Origin of the sequence: Pseudomonas sp. HLMP, assembly GCF_046365545.1 — a bacterium.
Lineage (GTDB): Bacteria > Pseudomonadota > Gammaproteobacteria > Pseudomonadales > Pseudomonadaceae > Aquipseudomonas > Aquipseudomonas guariconensis_B.
In genome coordinates, this window is record NZ_JBDLLR010000001.1 from 2,072,815 (window position 1) to 2,089,519 (window position 16,705).

Consider the following 16,705-nt stretch of genomic DNA (forward strand, 5'->3'; position numbering starts at 1 on the left):
CCAGCGAAAGCGCTCCTCCATGAATGTTGATCTGCACTGTCACAGCACGGCCTCCGACGGCGCCCTGTCGCCCTCGGCACTGGTCGCCCGGGCCCATGAGCACGGCGTGCGGACACTGGCGCTCACCGACCACGACACCATCGAGGGCCTGCCCGAGGCGCGCCAGGCCTGCCGCGAGCGAGGCATGCAATGGGTCAGTGGTGTGGAGCTGTCGTGCACCTGGGGTGGCGCCACCATCCATGTGCTGGGCTATCACTTCCCGCTCGACGCAGTGCCGCTGCTCGAGGCCATCGAGGCCTTGCACCGTGGCCGCTGGCTGCGCGCCGAGGAAATCGACCGGCGCCTGGCGGCCAAGGGCATGCCGGGCAGCCTCGAAGGCGCGCGTGCCGTGCAGCAGGCGCTGGGCGACAGCGACAACGCCCCGGCGCGCCCGCACTTCGCCGAGTTCCTGGTGCGTGCCGGGCACGTTAAGGACCGCGGCGAGGCCTTCCGCAAGTGGTTGGGCGCCGGCAAGCTGGGCGACGTCAAGCTGCACTGGCCGACGCTCGAGGAAACCGTCGCGACCCTGCGCCAGTCCAACGCATGGGTGAGCCTGGCCCATCCCATGCACTACGAACTCACACGCAGCAAGCGCAGACGGCTGATTGCCGACTATATTCAGGCAGGCGGGCAGGCGCTTGAGGTGGTCAACGGGATGATGCCGGCCGAGCAGGTGGGCACGATGTCCATCCTCACCCGTGAGTTCGGTCTGCTGGCCAGCGCCGGCAGTGATTTCCACGGCCCCGGCACCTGGGGCGAGATCGGTGCCTACCGGCCACTGCCCGAGGACCTGCCACCTTTGTGGCGCCGATTCAGCCATGAACAGCCTATGGCGGTATGAACAGGACGACTACGTGAGCCAATTCTTCCAGATCCATGCGGAAAATCCGCAGGCACGCCTGATCAAGCAGGCCGTCGAGATCATCCGCAAGGGTGGCGTGGTGGTGTACCCCACCGACTCGGCCTACGCGATGGGCTGTCAGATCGGTGACAAGACCGCCGTGGAGCGGGTCCGGCGCTTGCGCCAACTGGACAAGAACCACAATTTCACCCTGCTATGCTGCGACCTGTCGCAGATGGGCCTGTTCGCCAAGATCGACACGGCCACCTTCCGCCTGCTCAAGGCGCACATCCCCGGGCCGTACACCTTCATCCTCAATGCCACGCGCGAAGTACCACGGCTGTTGCTGCACGAGAAACGCCGGACCATCGGCCTGCGGGTGCCGTCCAACCCGATCGTCCTGGCCTTGCTCGAAGAGCTGGGCGAGCCGTTGATGAGCGTGAGCCTGATCATGCCGGGGGACGAAGAGCCGATGACCGACCCCTACGAGATCCGCCAGCGCCTGGAGCACCACGTCGACCTGATCATCGACGGTGGTTTCGGCGACCTGAAGGCCTCGACCGTGATCAGCCTGGCCGGCGACGAACCGGAAGTGATCCGCGTCGGCTGCGGCGACCCCGCGCCGTTCCTGGCGCTCGCGTGAGCCAGGTGGATGCGCCCGAGGCGCCGCCCAGCGACGCCGAGGCTCCCCAGCAACTGCAGTTGGCGCTGGTCTACGGCGAGGCGGTGACCGAGCTGCCGGTGGACCTGTACATTCCACCGGATGCGCTGGAAGTCTTCCTGGAGGCCTTCGAGGGCCCGCTGGACCTGCTGCTGTACCTGATCCGCAAGCAGAACATCGACATCCTCGACATCCCGGTGGCGGAGATCACCCGCCAGTACATGGCCTATGTCGAACTGATGAAGTCCGTACGCCTGGAGCTGGCCGCCGAGTACCTGGTGATGGCCGCCATGCTCGCGGAGATCAAGTCGCGCATGCTGTTGCCGCGCTCCAGCGAAGTGGAGGAAGAGGAGGGCGACCCGCGCGCCGAGCTGATCCGCCGCCTGCAGGAGTACGAACGCTTCAAGGCCGCCGCCGAGGGCATCGACGAGTTGCCCCGGGTCGGCCGCGAGATCGTCGTGCCGCGCCTCGACGCGCCCCAGGCCAAGGTGCGCAAGCTGTTGCCCGAGGTCAGCCTGGAAGAGTTGCTGGTGTCCATGGCCGAGGTGATGCGCCGCAACGACCTGTTCGAAAGCCACCAGGTCACCCGCGAGGCGCTGTCTACCCGCGAGCGCATGAGCGAAGTGCTCGAGCGCCTGAAGGGGGGCGGCTTCGTGCCCTTCGTCGAGTTGTTCACGGCAGAGGAGGGCAAGCTCGGCGTGGTGGTCACCTTCATGGCGATTCTCGAATTGGTGAAGGAATCGCTCGTCGAACTGGTGCAGAATGAGCCCTTCGCCCCGATCCATGTCCGTGCCCGGGCCGAGTGACAACGAGCCAGCCCCCATACGATGAACCTGAACGAACCCCGCGACCTGGCGTCGCTGATCGAGGCCTTCCTCCTGGCATCCGGCAAGCCGCAATCCCTGGAGCGCTTGTACGAGCTGTTCGAGGAAGCCGAGCGCCCGGCGCCTGCTGTCTTCCGGAAGGCCCTGGAGGTCCTGGGCAAGTCCTGCAGCGGCCGTGCCTTCGAGCTCAAGGAGGTGGCGACCGGCTACCGCCTGCAGATCCGCGAGGACTTCGCACCCTGGGTCGGGCGGCTGTGGGAGGAGCGTCCGCAGCGCTATTCCCGTGCCCTGCTGGAGACCATGGCGTTGATCGCCTACCGCCAGCCCATCACCCGCGGCGAGATCGAGGACGTGCGTGGCGTAGCGGTCAACAGCAACATCATCAAGACCCTGATGGAGCGCGAGTGGATCCGCATCGTCGGTTACCGCGAGGTACCTGGCAGGCCGGCCATGTTCGCCACCACCAAGGCGTTCCTCGACCATTTCAATCTCAAGAGCCTCGACGAGCTGCCGCCTTTGGCCGAGCTGCGCGAACTGGAGCCGGGGCCGTTGCTCGACCCCGACGAGGCCGCGGTGCCTGCGCACCTGCAGGCCCTGGCCGATGCCAGCCTGGGCGAGGAGGGCGAGGCTGCGCCGCCTGCCGAGGAAACCAGTTTCCGCACCCTGCTGGTGGAGCTCGATGCCATGGAAGAGGGGCTCAAGACCGATTTCGACGATTTGCGCGATGAAGCCCCGCAGGCCGAGGTCGAGGACGAACCTAAGCCGTAGGCGGTGCCGGCCCATTCGCGGCGGCCCGGCATGACCTGCCGAAAACCTTCGGGCGGAAAACCGGGGCGCGCGCAAGAAAACCCGCTAGTCTCCAGTGCGTTCGCCCGTCGAACCGCGTATGATGCGCGCCCCTTTGGCGCATCCGTCGCCAAGACCGATTTCACTACATACACCGGGAGGTGCCCAGATGAGTGACAAAGACCTGCAGGAAACCCAACCTACCCCGCCGTCCGGCGAAAAGCTGCAGAAGGTGCTGGCGCGCATTGGCGTCGGCTCGCGCCGTGATGTCGAGGCCTGGATCAGCCAGGGCCGGATCAAGGTCAATGGCGTCGAAGCCACCCTCGGCCAGCGCGTCGACCTGCACGACGCCATCGCCGTCGATGGCAAGCTGATCAAGCGCGTGGAAGCCGCCGAGGCGACCCGCCGGGTGATCATGTACAACAAGCCCGATGGCGAGATCTGCACCCGTGACGACCCCGAGGGCCGCCCGACCGTGTTCGACCGCCTGCCGCGGCCGAAGGAAGGCCGCTGGATCAACATCGGCCGCCTGGACATCAACACCACCGGCCTGTTGCTGTTCACGACCGATGGCGAGCTGGCCAACCGCCTGATGCACCCGTCCTACGAGATGGACCGCGAGTACGCGGTACGGGTGCGCGGCGAGGTCGACGACGACATGATCGAGCGGCTCAAGGCCGGCGTGATGCTCGAGGACGGCCCGGCCAAGTTCACCGATATCCAGAAGGCTCCGGGCGGTGAAGGCTTCAACCACTGGTACCACTGCGTGGTGATGGAAGGCCGCAACCGTGAGGTACGCCGCCTGTGGGAATCCCAGGGCGTGGTGGTCAGCCGCCTCAAGCGGGTACGCTTCGGCCCGGTGTTCCTCAATGCCGACCTGCCCATGGGGCGCTGGCGCGAGATGACCCAGGGCGAGATCGACATCCTCGCCGCCGAGGTCGGGCTGCAGCCGGTGGCGCTGCCGGCATTGAACCTCAAGGCCAAGGACAAGCTCGAGCGCATGCAGCGCAAGTCCACCCGCCCGCTGGGGCGTGGCGAGCGTGTGCGTACCTTGCGTCCGGCCCATGAGGGCCAGGCCGAGCGTCCGGCGCGCCCTGCTCGCGAAGAGGCCGCACCGCGCAAGGGTGGTCGCGGTAGCACCGTGGCGGAGCGTCCGAGCGAGATGCGCAAGCGCCCGGCCCGGCCCGACGGCGACAAGCCCGCGGGGCGTGGTCGCGGCAAGCCGCGCGGCTGAGCAGCGATTGCCTGGGGCCGTTTCGCGCCCCTATCGCGACACAAGGCCGCTCCCACAGGCACAGCGCTGTGCCTGTGGGAGCGGCCTTGTGTCGTAATAGGGGCGCAAATGGGCAGTCCCTAACTACCTGATCCCACAGATATTTCTTCAAGCAGCGGAAACTTTTCACACCGCCTTGTAAGGATTTTTTTACGAATCAGGGTGAATTCCCTACTCTTTCCCCTGCCTGTAAACAGAACTTGCCGCATCCGCCGTCCCAGCGCTTTTCCCGCCCCTCCCGCCCCCTTGTCCAAACCCTCGCCCCGCGTTGATATAGCGCCATTGCCGTGTGCAAGGCCGGGCCGCAGAGCCGGGCATCGAAAACAACAAATGGAGGCGCCATGTACGCCGATCACTCCGCCTTTCCAGGCTTTCCCCCCAGGACCGGTGCGTTTTTTCATCAGGAAACGACGCAACGCGTTGACGCCTGCGCGTGCGCAGGGGTATACAATGCGCCGCGTTTTACCTGTGACCCCTATGCGTACCACGCACTCTCGCCGACTCCCGGTTGATCCGCCCAGGGCTCTTGCCCGAGTCCCGAGAAACCCAAGGTAACCACCTTGCCCATTCCGCTGCGCCACGAGCGCGGTGGGTCCGATTCCGTCACAGATAAAAACAAGCAGGTGACTTCGTTCATGAGTGGACACAACATGCAGTCAGGCGAGCTCAAGCGGGGCCTGAAAAACCGCCATATCCAGCTGATCGCCCTGGGAGGCGCGATCGGTACCGGATTGTTCCTGGGCTCGGCCGGCGTGATGAAGTCCGCCGGCCCGTCGATGATCCTCGGCTATGCCATCTGCGGCTTCATCGCCTTCATGATCATGCGCCAACTGGGCGAGATGATCGTCGAGGAACCGGTGGCCGGCTCCTTCAGCCACTTCGCCCACAAGTACTGGGGTGGCTTCGCCGGCTTCCTGTCCGGCTGGAACTGCTGGGTGCTGTACATCCTGGTCGGCATGTCGGAGCTGTCGGCGGTCGGCAAGTACGTCCACTACTGGTGGCCGGAGATCCCCACCTGGGTCACGGCGGCTGCCTTCTTCCTGCTGATCAACGCCATCAACCTGATGAACGTCAAGGTGTTCGGCGAGGCCGAGTTCTGGTTCGCGATCATCAAGGTCCTGGCCATCGTCGGCATGATCGGCCTGGGTGCCTACCTGCTGACCAGTGGCAGCGGCGGCCCTGAAGCCTCGGTCACCAACCTCTGGGCCCATGGCGGCTTCTTCCCCCATGGCGTGAGCGGGCTGGTCATGGCCCTGGCGATCATCATGTTCTCCTTCGGCGGCCTGGAAATGCTCGGCTTCACCGCAGCCGAGGCCGACAAGCCCCGTACCGTGATCCCCAAGGCGATCAACCAGGTCATCTACCGTATCCTGATCTTCTACATCGGCGCCCTGGTGGTGCTGCTCTCGCTGACCCCGTGGGACAGCCTGGTGGCCAGCATCGATGCCTCTGGCGGTAGCTACGGCAGCAGCCCATTCGTCCAGGTCTTCTCCCTGCTGGGTAGCGACGTGGCCGCCCACCTGCTGAACTTCGTGGTCCTGACCGCGGCACTGTCGGTGTACAACAGCGGCACCTACTGCAATGCGCGCATGCTCTACGGCATGGCCGAGCAGGGCGATGCTCCGGCGGGCCTGGCGAAGATCGACAAGCGTGGCGTACCGGTACGCTCGATCCTGGCGTCGGCGGGCGTCACCCTGGTGGCGGTGCTGCTCAACTACCTGATCCCGCAGCACGCCCTGGAGCTGCTGATGTCGCTGGTGGTCGCGGCACTGGTGATCAACTGGGCGATGATCAGCTACTCGCACCTGAAGTTCCGCCAGCACCTGGACCGTACCGGCCAGAAGCCGCTGTTCAAGGCGCTGTGGTACCCCTATGGCAACTACCTGTGCCTGGCCTTCGTGGTGCTGATCCTGGGCATCATGCTGCAGATTCCGGGGATCCAGATCTCGGTGTATGCGATTCCGGTGTGGCTGGTGGTGATGTACGTGTGCTACCTGCTCAAGAGCAAGCGTGGCCAGCAGCGCCACGCTGCGGTGGGTAGCGTGGCCAAGTAAGCGCTCAGGCGCAGGCTTGGGAAACCCGATGCCAGGTGACTGGCATCGGGTTTTTTGCTGTCAGGGTCGGCTAATGTCGGGCAGTGTAATTTCGGGGCCGCTTCGCGCCCCAAAGGGCGGTGAAAATAGTGCCCACCCAATAGGCTCAGATCTGCTCCAGCAACCAGCTGCGAAACGCCCGCAACGATGGCAATGCCTCGTTGCGCGGTGGGTAGATCAGGTAATAGCTGCGCTGGCTGGCGAACGGCAACCCGGCGCTGAACAGCTCCCCGCTGGCCAGCTCTTCCTCCACCAAGATTCGCGGCACCAGGCCGATGCCGATCCCGGCCCGTACCGCCTGGATCAGGTGCGAGGTCAGCTCGAAGCTCGGCCCCAGGCGCATGGCTCGGTGCGCCAGGGCGTGGTGGGAGAACCATTCGCCCCAGGCATGGGGGTTGTTGGCGACATTCAGCAGCACCTGCTCGCTGATGCGCGCCGGGCTCCAGCCTTGCGGGTCGCCCGCAGCCTCCGGTGGCAGGATCACCACCAGCTCCTCGGCATGCAGCCGATGGCAGATCAACCCCGGCAGGTCATGGGTCGCCACGCCGATGGCGGCGTCGATCTCGCTGGTGTCGAAGTTGATGGCTTCGATCCGCGAATGAATGTGTACCAGCATCCCTGGGTGGGCGCTGTAGAACGCATGCAGGCGCGGCAGCAGCCATTTCGAGCCGAACGTGGGCAGGGTGGCCAGGCGCAGGGTGCCGACGCCGGACTGATAGGCCAGCGCCTGCAAGGTGGCGCTGCGGATGCGGCCCAGGGCTTCGCTCAGTTCGCGCTGGTACAGGCGGCCGACATCGGTCAGTTGGACCTGGCGCCCCTCGCGGCGAAACAGCGTCAGCCCAAGCTGCTGCTCCAGGGCCTGCACCTGCCGGCTGACCGCGCTCTGGGTCAGCGACAGCTCGGCGGCGGCGCGGGTATAGCTTTCGTGCCGGGCGGCGGCCTCGAAGGCCAGCAGCAGCGACATCGAGGGTGTCAGGTGGCGGTAATTCATTCATAAAGCTCATCGATAGCGGCAGGAATATCCGTTTGCCCCTGGCTGGAAAGTACAGGAACATTGGCACATCCGTCATCCGGTCTTGAAACATACATACCGGAACTGCAGGGGAACGCCCTGCAGCTGCACCCGAATGCCCGTGACCTAGCCAATATCAAGAGGCCATCCATCGATGATCGCCCAGTTGCCGACCAGCGCCCCTAGCGCCAACTACCCTGAATTTCTCGACGCCCTGCGTGCCAGCGGCTTCCGTGGCCAGATCAGTGCCGACTACGGCACCCGCACGGTGCTCGCCACCGACAACTCCATCTACCAGCGCCTGCCCCAGGCGGCGGTGTTCCCGCAGGATGCCGACGATGTGGCGCGGGTGGCGGCGCTGATGGCCGAGCCGCGCTTTCGCCAGGTCAAGCTGACCCCGCGCGGCGGCGGCACGGGGACCAACGGCCAGTCGTTGACCGACGGTATCGTCGTCGACCTGTCGCGGCACATGAACAAGATCCTCCAGATCAACGTCGAGGAGCGTTGGGTGCGGGTCCAGGCCGGCGTGGTCAAGGACCAGCTCAATGCTGCGCTCAAGCCCCATGGGCTGTTCTTCGCCCCAGAACTGTCCACCTCCAACCGCGCCACCGTGGGCGGCATGATCAACACCGATGCCAGCGGCCAAGGCAGTTGCACCTATGGCAAGACCCGCGACCACGTGCTCGAGCTGCACAGCGTGCTGCTCGGCGGCGAACGCCTGCACAGCCTGCCGATCGACGACCAGGCGCTGGAGCAGGCCTGTGCCGCGCCTGGCCGGGTCGGCGAGGTGTACCGCATGGCCCGAGAGATCCAGCAGACCCAGGGCGAATTGATCGAAAGTACCTTCCCCAAGCTCAACCGCTGCCTGACTGGCTACGATCTGGCCCACCTGCGCGACGAGCAGGGCCGCTTCAACCTCAACAGCGTGTTGTGCGGCGCCGAGGGCTCGCTGGGCTACGTGGTCGAGGCCAAGCTCAACGTGTTGCCGATCCCCAAATACGCGGTACTGGTGAACGTACGCTACACCAGCTTCATGGATGCCCTGCGCGACGCCAATGCGTTGATGGCGCACAAGCCGCTGTCGATCGAGACCGTCGATTCCAAGGTGCTGATGCTGGCCATGCAGGACATCGTCTGGCACAGCGTCGCCGAATACTTCCCGGCCGACCCGGAGCGTCCGACCCTGGGCATCAACCTGGTGGAGTTCTGCGGTGACGAGCCGGCCGAGGTCAACGCCCGGGTCGAGGCCTTCATCGCCCACCTCAAGGCCGACACCAGTGTCGAGCGCCTGGGCCATACCCTGGCCGAGGGCGCCGAGGCGGTGACCCGTGTCTATGCCATGCGCAAACGTTCGGTGGGTTTGCTGGGCAACGTCGAGGGCGAGGTCCGGCCGCAGCCGTTCGTCGAGGACACCGCGGTACCACCGGAGCAGTTGGCCGACTACATCGCCGACTTCCGTGCCTTGCTCGACGGCCACGGCCTGGCCTACGGCATGTTCGGCCATGTCGATGCTGGCGTGTTGCACGTGCGCCCGGCCCTGGACATGAAGGACCCGGCCCAGGCCGCGCTGGTCAAGCCGATTTCCGATGCCGTGGCGGCGCTGACCCAGCGTTATGGCGGCCTGCTCTGGGGCGAGCACGGCAAGGGCCTGCGCTCGGAATACGTGCCGGAGTACTTCGGTGAACTGTACCCCGCGCTGCAACGCTTGAAGGGGGCCTTCGACCCACACAACCAGCTCAACCCGGGCAAGATCTGCACGCCGCCGGACAACGCCGAAGGCCTGACCAGGGTCGATGGCGTGACCCTGCGCGGCGACCTCGACCGGACCATCGACGAGCGGGTCTGGCAGAGCTTCGGCAGCGCCGTGCACTGCAACGGCAATGGCGCCTGCTACAACTACGACCCCAACGATGCCATGTGCCCGTCGTGGAAGGCCACTCGCGAGCGCCAGCATTCGCCCAAGGGCCGTGCCTCGCTGATCCGCGAATGGCTGCGCCTGCAGGGGGCGGCGGATATCGACGTGCTGGCGGCGGCGCGCAACAAGGTGTCCTGGCTCAAGGGCCTGCCGGCGCGGCTGCGCAACAACCGGGCGCGCAGCCAGGGCCAGGAGGACTTCTCCCACGAGGTCTACGACGCCATGGCCGGCTGCCTGGCGTGCAAGTCCTGCGCGGGGCAGTGCCCGATCAAGGTCAACGTGCCGGACTTCCGCTCGCGTTTCCTCGAGCTGTACCACGGCCGCTACCAGCGCCCGCTGCGTGACTACCTGATCGGTTCGCTGGAATTCACCATTCCCTACCTGGCCCACGCGCCGGGGCTGTACAACGCGGTGATGGGGTCGAAATGGGTGAGCCGGCTGCTGGCGGACAAGGTCGGCATGGTCGACAGCCCGTTGATCAGCCGCTTCAACTTCCAGTCGACCCTGACCCGTTGCCGTGTCGCCGTGGCCAGCGTGCCAGCCCTGCGCGAACTGACCCCGGCCCAGCGCGAGCGCAGCATCGTGCTGGTCCAGGACGCCTTCACCCGTTACTTCGAGACGCCGCTGCTGGCGGCATTCATCGAACTGGCCCATCGCCTCGGCCACCGTGTGTTCCTGGCGCCCTACAGCGCCAATGGCAAGCCGTTGCACGTGCAGGGCTTCCTCGGTGCCTTCGCCAAGGCGGCGATCCGCAACGCCACCCAGCTCAAGGCCCTGGCCGACTGTGGTGTGCCGCTGGTGGGGCTGGACCCGGCCATGACCCTGGTCTACCGCCAGGAGTACCAGAAGGTGGAGGGGCTGGATGGCTGCCCGAAGGTGCTGCTGCCCCAGGAGTGGCTGATGGACGTGCTGCCCGAGCAGGCCGAGGGCAATAGTGGCAGCTTCCGCCTGATGGCCCACTGCACCGAGAAGACCAACGTGCCGGCCAGCACCCGGCAGTGGGAGCAGGTGTTCGCCCGTCTGGGCCTGAAGCTGGTCACCGAGGCCACTGGCTGCTGCGGCATGTCGGGCACCTATGGCCATGAGGCGCGCAACCAGGAGACCTCGCGGACCATCTTCGAGCAGTCCTGGGCGACCAAGCTGGACAAGGAAGGGGAGGCGCTGGCGACCGGCTATTCGTGCCGCAGCCAGGTCAAGCGCATGACCGAGCGGCAGATGCGGCATCCGCTGGAGGTGGTGTTGCAGTACGCGCAGCGCTGAAAGAAGGGGCGCCTCGCGCCCCGACAAGCCCGCTCCCACAGGGCCCTGCAAACCACAGCGTTTGCGAGCGACTCGCAACCCTGGGGGAGCCGGCTTGTCGACGATGGGCTGCAGAGCGGCCCCAGGATCGTCCTTTCAGCGCCCCAGTCGCGCCTGGCGATACAGGTACAGGCTCAACACCAGCCCACAGCAAGACGCCGCCGCCGCGAACAGGAAGATCGAGGCAAAGCCGAACCCCGACGCCACGGCCCCCACCAGTGGTCCCGTGATCCCCAGCGACAGGTCGATGAACAGCGAATAGGCACCCACTGCCGCCCCGCGGTTGGCCGCCGATACCTGGTTCACCGCCTCCACCCCCAGTGCCGGGAACACCAGCGAGAAACCGAACCCGCTCAAGGCCGCGCCGGCCAGGGCCAGTTCGGCACTCGGCGCCAGCCACAGCATCAGCAGGCCCAGGGTTTCCACCGCCAGGCAGACGATCGCCACACGGAAACCTCCGATGCGGTTGATCAGGTTGCCGAACAGCAGCCGTGCGCTGATGAAGCTGGCGCCGAACAGGCTCAGGGTCAGTGCGGCGTTGGGCCAGTCACGGCTGGCGTAGTACAGGGTGATGAAGGTGGCGATGGTGCCGAAGCCGATCGAGCCCAGGGCCAATCCAGAGCCATGGGGGAATACTTTGCCCAGCACCCGCAGGAACGGCAGGCGCACGCCGGCGACCACTGGGGCGGCATGTTTCGGCCAGGCCAGCAGCAAGCCGAGCACCGCCAGCAGGATGATGCTCGCGCCCATGCTCCACAGCCCCAGGGTCTTCACCATCAGCACGCCCAGCGGGGCGCCGATGGCCAATGCGCCATAGCTGGCGATGCCGTTCCAGGAGATGACCTTGGCGGTGTGCTCGGCGCCGACCCGGCCGATGCCCCAGCCGATCGAGCCGGAGCCCACCAGGCTTTCGGCGCTGCCCAGCACCAGGCGGCCGATGAGCAAGCAGGCCAGGCTCAGCCAGGGCAGCGAGGTGAGGAAGCTGCAGGCCAGCATGAACACCCCGCTCAGCCCGCAGCCGAGCAGGCCGTACATGACCGCTTTCTTGCTGCCGAGGTTGTCGATGATGCGGCTGGCGGTGGGGCGGCTGAGCAGGGTGGCCAGGTACTGGACGCTGATCACCAGGCCCGCGACCACGGCGCTGAACCCCAGGTCGTTGTGCACGTAGCCGGGCAGCACGGCCAGGGGAATGCCGATGTTCAGGTAGCCGATGAAGGTGAAGAGGACGATGGAGACGACTTGCAGGGTGACCGCAAGGGGGCGCGGTGAGTCGGGCATGGGGCGCTTTCGTGGGCTGGGGTTCTGGACGGTGTGAAAACGCGATGACGGGCAAGGTTCCCGCGAGTCAGCCGTTTTCACACTGTCGGATGGGATGCGCGGTTATTCCTGGTCGGCGCAGGGTTGATCGTCGCCATCCTGCTCGACGGCGGGCGTCGGTTCGGTGTGGGCGGCAACGGTTTGCTCTTCGGGGTTCAGGCTTGGGAAGGGAAGATTCGGGATTTCATGCATCTCGTCGTTCCTCGCAAGTGTGAGTGAAAAGACTGCGCCAGGCGCGTGGAGGCTTCGAAAAGCTGGGGCAGGATACAGGAGTCTGGGTGACAGTTTGAAATTTTTCCGGGTCGCTGGTCGGTTTTGCGACGGTGGTGTTGGCGGTTGCGGGGCTGGTCGGTCCAGGTTTGCAGCGCTATCTGGGGCTGCAAGGCAGCCCCAGATCATGGGTGAGCGGCTCGGGCCAGGCTCAGCGACAGACGTCGGCGATCGCCGCTGCCAGTTGCTCCAGGCGCTGGGCATCGGCGCCGGCGATGTTCGCCCGGCCGGTACCGACCATGTACACGCTGTGCTTTTCCCGCAGCAGGCGAACCTGCTCCGGATCCAGCCCGGTGTAGGAGAACATCCCGCGTTGCGCGGCGATATGAGCGAAGCGCTGCGCCAGCCCGTGGGGCTCCAGCGCCTTGACCAGGCCGTGGCGCAACTCGGCGATGCGCTGGCGCATGGCGTTCACTTCCTCGACCCACAAGGCCTTGAGGGCCGGGTCGCCGAGGATCTGCGCGACCACCGCGGCGCCGTGGTCCGGCGGTGTCGACCACAGGTTGCGGGCCAGCAGTGCCAGTTGGCTGCGCACGTCCTGCAGCTTCTCGGCATCGTGGCTGCACACCAGCAGGGCGCCGGTGCGCTCGCGGTACAGGCCGAAGTTCTTCGAGCAGGAGCTGGTGACCAGCAGCTCCGGCAGCTCCGCGGCGAACAGCCGTACCGCCCAGGCATCTTCTTCCAGGCCGTCGCCGAAGCCCTGGTAGGCGAAGTCGATCAGCGGCAGCAGGTTGCGCCTGCGCACCACCTCGAGCACCGCACGCCAGTCGTCCTGGCCCAGGTCGAAGCCGGTGGGGTTGTGGCAGCAGGCGTGCAGCAGCACCACGTCGCCTTCCGGCATCTGCTCCAGGGCCGCCAGCATGCCAGCGACATCCAGGCGGTTGTCCGCACCGACATAGGGGTAGTGCGACACCTTCAACTTGGCGCTGGCAAACAGGGACTCGTGGATCGGCCAGGTCGGGTCGCTGAGCCAGACGCCGCGGCCCGGCAGGCAGTGGGCGATGAACTCCGCCGCCAGGCGCAGGGCGCCGGTGCCGCCCGGGGTCTGGGTCGCGCCGGCGCGCTGGCTGGCGAGCAGCGGCGAAGCGCTGCCCAGCACCAGTTCGCTGACCAGGCGGCCGAACGCTGGGTCACCGTGGCCGCCGACATAGCTTTTGGTGGCTTGCTGCGCCACCAGGCGCTGTTCGGCCTGCTTGACCGCCGCGGGGATCGGCGTCAGGCCCTGGGCGTCCTTGAACACGCCCACACCCAGGTCGAACTTCGCCGGATTGGCGTCGCGGGCGTAGGCGTCCATCAGCCCCAGGATCGGGTCGCCAGGGACCCGGCCAATGGCTTGGAAATGCATCACTTGCGCCCTTCGGCAGTTTCGGCGACTTGGTCGGTGCGCGCGGCCATGATGAAGTCGTTGCGGTGCAGGCCCTTGATCGAGTGGCTCCACCAGGTGACGGTGACCTTGCCCCACTCGGTCAGTAGGCCTGGATGATGGCCCTCGGCCTCGGCGATCTCGCCGATGGCGTTGGTGAAAGCCAGGGCGTGCTTGAAGTTCTTGAACAGGAAGACGCGCTCCAGCTCCATGTGGCCGTCGCGAACTTCGATGTTCCAGTCTGGAATCTCGCGGATCAGTACCGCCAGTTCCTCGTCGGTGACTTTCGGCGCGTCGGCGCGGCAGGCTTCGCAATGGGCTTGGTTCAAGGCATTCATGGGTCTTTTCCGGTTTGAGTTGTTATTCGGCAAGGCGGCTCAGGCGGCCGCCTTGGGTGGAAACTTCGGTGCGTGCAGGCCCAGTTGCATGGCCTGGCGGACCAGGGCCATGATGTCTTCGTGGGCCAGGTCGAACAGGCGCTTGAGGTTCGGCAGGACGAAGTACAGCGGCTGCAGGATATCGATGCGATACGGCGTGCGCATGGCTTCGAGGGCGTCGAAGGCCTGGTGTTCCGGCTCGCCGGACAGGCAGTAGACGGTTTCCTTGGGCGAGGACAGGATGCCGCCGCCATAGATCTTGCGGCCCTGTGGCGTGTCCATCAGGCCGAACTCGATGGTCATCCAGTACAGGCGCGCCAGGTACACACGTTCTTCCTTGGTGGCCGCCAGGCCCAGCTTGCCGTAGGTGTGGGTGAACTCGGCGAACCAGGGGTTGGTCAGCAGCGGGCAGTGGCCGAAGATCTCGTGGAAGATGTCCGGCTCTTGCAGGTAGTCCAGTTCTTCCGGGGTGCGGATGAAGGTGGCGACCGGGAAGCGCTTGCTGGCCAGCAGTTCGAAAAAGGTCTGGAAGGGGATCAGCGCCGGTACGCGGGCGACCTGCCAGCCGGTGGTGGCACCCAGGACCTTGTTGATTTCACCCAGTTGGGGAATACGATCGTGGGGCAGCTTGAGCTGCTCGATGCCGTCCAGGTATTCCTGGCATGCGCGGCCTTCGATCACCTTCAGCTGCCGGGTGATCAAGGTGTTCCATACCGCGTGTTCCTGCTGCGGGTAGTCGATAAAACCGTGCGCATCGGGCTCGCGTGCCACGTATTGCGTCTGTTTCATGTGGCTCTCCTGGTGAGGGCTTTCTTGTTATGTTCACGACATACCCTAGGAATATCCCCTCGCTGCCAGCTTTGCACGGGGTGCGGTGGGGTGCATGGAGGACCTTTCATCCTGTTTTCGTAACGTAAATTTTACAAAATGAGCCTGGTCCCGGAAAATCGCGGGTATCGAGCTGGCCGTCTGGATTATTTTGTCAGCTTATCTTTACGACTTTTCCATGCGCCGGTGAAAAATCCGGCTGCCTCGGGGCCTTTTCCATGCGTATCAAAGTGCATTGCCAGAACCGCATCGGCATCCTGCGCGACATCCTCAACCTGCTGGTGGAATACGGCATCAACGTGCTGCGGGGAGAGGTCGGCGGCGACCATGGCAACGCCATCTACCTGCATTGCCCGAACCTGATCAACCTGCAGTTCCAGGCGCTGCGGCCGAAGTTCGAGTCGATCGCCGGGGTGTTCGGCGTCAAGCGTGTGGGCCTGATGCCCAGCGAGCGTCGGCACATGGAGCTCAATGCGTTGCTCGGTGCCCTGGAGTTCCCGGTGCTGTCGATCGACATGGGCGGCAGCATCGTCGCTGCCAACCGCGCTGCTGCCCAACTGCTCGGGGTGCGGGTCGACGAGGTGCCGGGCATCCCCCTGGCACGCTACGTCGAGGACTTCGACCTGCCGGAACTGGTGCGCGCCAACAAGTCGCGGATCAACGGCCTGCGCATCAAGGTCAAGGGCGATGTGTTCCTCGCCGACATCGCCCCGTTGCAGTCGGAGCATGACGACAGCGAGGCACTGGCCGGCGCGGTGCTCACCCTGCACCGGGCCGACCGTATCGGCGAGCGCATCTATAACGTACGCAAGCAGGAGCTGCGCGGCTTCGACAGCATCTTCCAGAGCTCGCGGGTGATGGCGGCGGTGGTGCGCGAGGCGCGGCGCATGGCGCCGCTGGATGCACCGCTGCTGATCGAAGGCGAGACCGGCACCGGCAAGGAGCTGCTGGCCCGCGCCTGCCACCTGGCCAGCCCGCGTGGCCAGGCGCCACTGATGGCGCTCAACTGCGCCGGCCTGCCGGAGTCCATGGCCGAGACCGAGCTGTTCGGCTACGGCCCGGGCGCGTTCGAGGGTGCGCGCGCCGAGGGCAAGCTGGGGCTGCTGGAGCTGACGGCGGGCGGCACGTTGTTCCTCGACGGGGTGGGGGAAATGAGCCCGCGCCTGCAGGTCAAGCTGCTGCGCTTCCTGCAGGATGGCTGCTTCCGGCGGGTCGGCAGCGACGAGGAGGTGTACTTGGACGTGCGGGTGATCTGCGCCACCCAGGTGGACCTGTCCGAACTGTGCGCCCGTGGCGAGTTTCGCCAGGACCTCTACCATCGCCTGAACGTACTGTCGTTGCACATCCCGCCGCTGCGCGAATGCATGGATGGCCTGGAGGGCCTGGTGCAGCACTTCCTCGACCAGGCCAGCCGGCAGATCGGCTGCCCGATGCCGCACCTGGCGCCAGCGGCGATGGAAAAGCTGGGCCAGTACCACTGGCCGGGTAACGTGCGGCAATTGGAGAACGTGCTGTTTCAGGCTGTGTCGTTGTGCGAGGGCGGTGTGGTGAAAGGCGAACATATTCGCCTGCCGGATTATGGTGCGCGTCAACCCTTGGGTGAGTTTTCACTGGAGGGGGATCTTTCGGAAATTGTCGGGCGTTTTGAAAAAGCCGTACTGGAAAGTTTGATGAGCGAGTTTCCAAGTAGTCGGGCATTGGGCAAGCGGTTGGGCGTTTCCCATACGACGATTGCCAATAAGTTGCGTGATTATTCGCTCAATAAAACAGCCGAGTAGAACCAGGTTCATATCGGGGCTGTCATGCA

General features: G+C 65.6%; 14 protein-coding genes. 8 read left to right on the plus strand and 6 right to left on the minus strand.

What is annotated here, in order from left to right:
* Positions 1–19 precede the first annotated feature (19 nt).
* From ABFA30_RS09765 to ABFA30_RS09790, 6 genes are all read left to right on the plus strand, one after another.
* Positions 20–880, plus strand: a complete 861-nt coding sequence (locus tag ABFA30_RS09765; protein WP_410045375.1) for a PHP domain-containing protein — start codon at positions 20–22, stop codon at positions 878–880.
* Between the two features lie 13 nt (positions 881–893).
* Complete coding sequence (locus tag ABFA30_RS09770) at positions 894–1,523, plus strand: L-threonylcarbamoyladenylate synthase (protein WP_225789739.1); 630 nt, start codon at positions 894–896, stop codon at positions 1,521–1,523.
* Between the two features lie 125 nt (positions 1,524–1,648).
* On the plus strand, positions 1,649–2,347 hold the full coding sequence (locus ABFA30_RS09775) for a segregation and condensation protein A (protein WP_225789849.1): 699 nt from the start codon (positions 1,649–1,651) through the stop codon (positions 2,345–2,347).
* Between the two features lie 21 nt (positions 2,348–2,368).
* Positions 2,369–3,133: an SMC-Scp complex subunit ScpB gene (gene scpB / locus ABFA30_RS09780; RefSeq protein WP_253081470.1), complete on the plus strand. Its 765-nt coding sequence runs from the start codon at positions 2,369–2,371 to the stop codon at positions 3,131–3,133.
* A 187-nt stretch (positions 3,134–3,320) separates the two neighbouring features.
* Positions 3,321–4,385 carry a 23S rRNA pseudouridine(2605) synthase RluB gene (gene rluB / locus ABFA30_RS09785; RefSeq protein ID WP_253081471.1) on the plus strand — a complete coding sequence of 355 codons (1,065 nt, stop codon included), beginning with the start codon at positions 3,321–3,323 and terminating at the stop codon, positions 4,383–4,385.
* A gap of 674 nt (positions 4,386–5,059) precedes the next feature.
* Positions 5,060–6,478 (plus strand): amino acid permease, encoded by a 1,419-nt coding sequence (locus ABFA30_RS09790; RefSeq protein ID WP_225789372.1) that lies wholly within the window; start codon positions 5,060–5,062, stop codon positions 6,476–6,478.
* A 145-nt stretch (positions 6,479–6,623) separates the two neighbouring features.
* Here ABFA30_RS09790 and ABFA30_RS09795 read toward each other — a convergent pair whose 3' ends face one another.
* Complete coding sequence (locus ABFA30_RS09795; RefSeq protein WP_253081472.1) at positions 6,624–7,508, minus strand: LysR substrate-binding domain-containing protein; 885 nt, start codon at positions 7,506–7,508, stop codon at positions 6,624–6,626.
* Between the two features lie 175 nt (positions 7,509–7,683).
* On the opposite strand from ABFA30_RS09795, the gene ABFA30_RS09800 reads away from it, so the two are divergent.
* Positions 7,684–10,704, plus strand: coding sequence for an FAD-binding and (Fe-S)-binding domain-containing protein (locus ABFA30_RS09800; RefSeq protein ID WP_253081473.1), 3,021 nt, complete (start codon positions 7,684–7,686; stop codon positions 10,702–10,704).
* 135 nt (positions 10,705–10,839) lie between these two features.
* On the opposite strand, the gene ABFA30_RS09805 is transcribed toward ABFA30_RS09800, so the two are convergent.
* The 5 genes from ABFA30_RS09805 to phhA all read right to left on the minus strand — a co-directional run bounded on the left by ABFA30_RS09805 (position 10,840) and on the right by phhA (position 14,859).
* Positions 10,840–12,021 carry an MFS transporter gene (locus tag ABFA30_RS09805; RefSeq protein ID WP_253091267.1) on the minus strand — a complete coding sequence of 394 codons (1,182 nt, stop codon included), beginning with the start codon at positions 12,019–12,021 and terminating at the stop codon, positions 10,840–10,842.
* Positions 12,022–12,123: 102 nt separating this feature from the next.
* On the minus strand, positions 12,124–12,252 hold the full coding sequence (locus ABFA30_RS09810) for a hypothetical protein (RefSeq protein ID WP_262923792.1): 129 nt from the start codon (positions 12,250–12,252) through the stop codon (positions 12,124–12,126).
* 229 nt (positions 12,253–12,481) lie between these two features.
* Positions 12,482–13,675, minus strand: coding sequence for an amino acid aminotransferase (locus tag ABFA30_RS09815; RefSeq protein WP_410045376.1), 1,194 nt, complete (start codon positions 13,673–13,675; stop codon positions 12,482–12,484).
* Positions 13,675–14,031, minus strand: a complete 357-nt coding sequence (locus tag ABFA30_RS09820) for a 4a-hydroxytetrahydrobiopterin dehydratase (protein ID WP_225789367.1) — start codon at positions 14,029–14,031, stop codon at positions 13,675–13,677. The genes ABFA30_RS09815 and ABFA30_RS09820 overlap by 1 nt, the downstream gene beginning before the upstream one ends.
* Positions 14,032–14,070: 39 nt before the next feature.
* The gene (gene phhA, locus ABFA30_RS09825; RefSeq protein ID WP_225789366.1) at positions 14,071–14,859 is read right to left on the minus strand and encodes a phenylalanine 4-monooxygenase; all 789 of its coding nucleotides are present in this window, start codon (positions 14,857–14,859) and stop codon (positions 14,071–14,073) included.
* A 257-nt stretch (positions 14,860–15,116) separates the two neighbouring features.
* Between phhA and ABFA30_RS09830 the strand changes: the two genes are divergently transcribed.
* On the plus strand, positions 15,117–16,676 hold the full coding sequence (locus ABFA30_RS09830; protein WP_225789365.1) for a sigma-54-dependent transcriptional regulator: 1,560 nt from the start codon (positions 15,117–15,119) through the stop codon (positions 16,674–16,676).
* Positions 16,677–16,705: the final 29 nt, after the last annotated feature.

What these genes read in the sequence shown, in the direction of transcription:
- ABFA30_RS09810 (WP_262923792.1), bottom strand. Translation starts at nt 12,252, where the DNA reads ATGCATGAAATCCCGAATCTTCCCTTCCCAAGCCTGAACCCCGAAGAG.
- ABFA30_RS09820 (WP_225789367.1), bottom strand. Translation starts at nt 14,031, where the DNA reads ATGAATGCCTTGAACCAAGCCCATTGCGAAGCCTGCCGCGCCGACGCG.
- rluB (WP_253081471.1), top strand. Translation starts at nt 3,321, where the DNA reads ATGAGTGACAAAGACCTGCAGGAAACCCAACCTACCCCGCCGTCCGGC.
- ABFA30_RS09800 (WP_253081473.1), top strand. Translation starts at nt 7,684, where the DNA reads ATGATCGCCCAGTTGCCGACCAGCGCCCCTAGCGCCAACTACCCTGAA.
- scpB (WP_253081470.1), top strand. Translation starts at nt 2,369, where the DNA reads ATGAACCTGAACGAACCCCGCGACCTGGCGTCGCTGATCGAGGCCTTC.
- ABFA30_RS09815 (WP_410045376.1), bottom strand. Translation starts at nt 13,675, where the DNA reads ATGCATTTCCAAGCCATTGGCCGGGTCCCTGGCGACCCGATCCTGGGG.
- ABFA30_RS09805 (WP_253091267.1), bottom strand. Translation starts at nt 12,021, where the DNA reads ATGCCCGACTCACCGCGCCCCCTTGCGGTCACCCTGCAAGTCGTCTCC.
- ABFA30_RS09795 (WP_253081472.1), bottom strand. Translation starts at nt 7,508, where the DNA reads ATGAATTACCGCCACCTGACACCCTCGATGTCGCTGCTGCTGGCCTTC.
- ABFA30_RS09830 (WP_225789365.1), top strand. Translation starts at nt 15,117, where the DNA reads ATGCGTATCAAAGTGCATTGCCAGAACCGCATCGGCATCCTGCGCGAC.
- ABFA30_RS09790 (WP_225789372.1), top strand. Translation starts at nt 5,060, where the DNA reads ATGAGTGGACACAACATGCAGTCAGGCGAGCTCAAGCGGGGCCTGAAA.
- phhA (WP_225789366.1), bottom strand. Translation starts at nt 14,859, where the DNA reads ATGAAACAGACGCAATACGTGGCACGCGAGCCCGATGCGCACGGTTTT.
- ABFA30_RS09765 (WP_410045375.1), top strand. Translation starts at nt 20, where the DNA reads ATGAATGTTGATCTGCACTGTCACAGCACGGCCTCCGACGGCGCCCTG.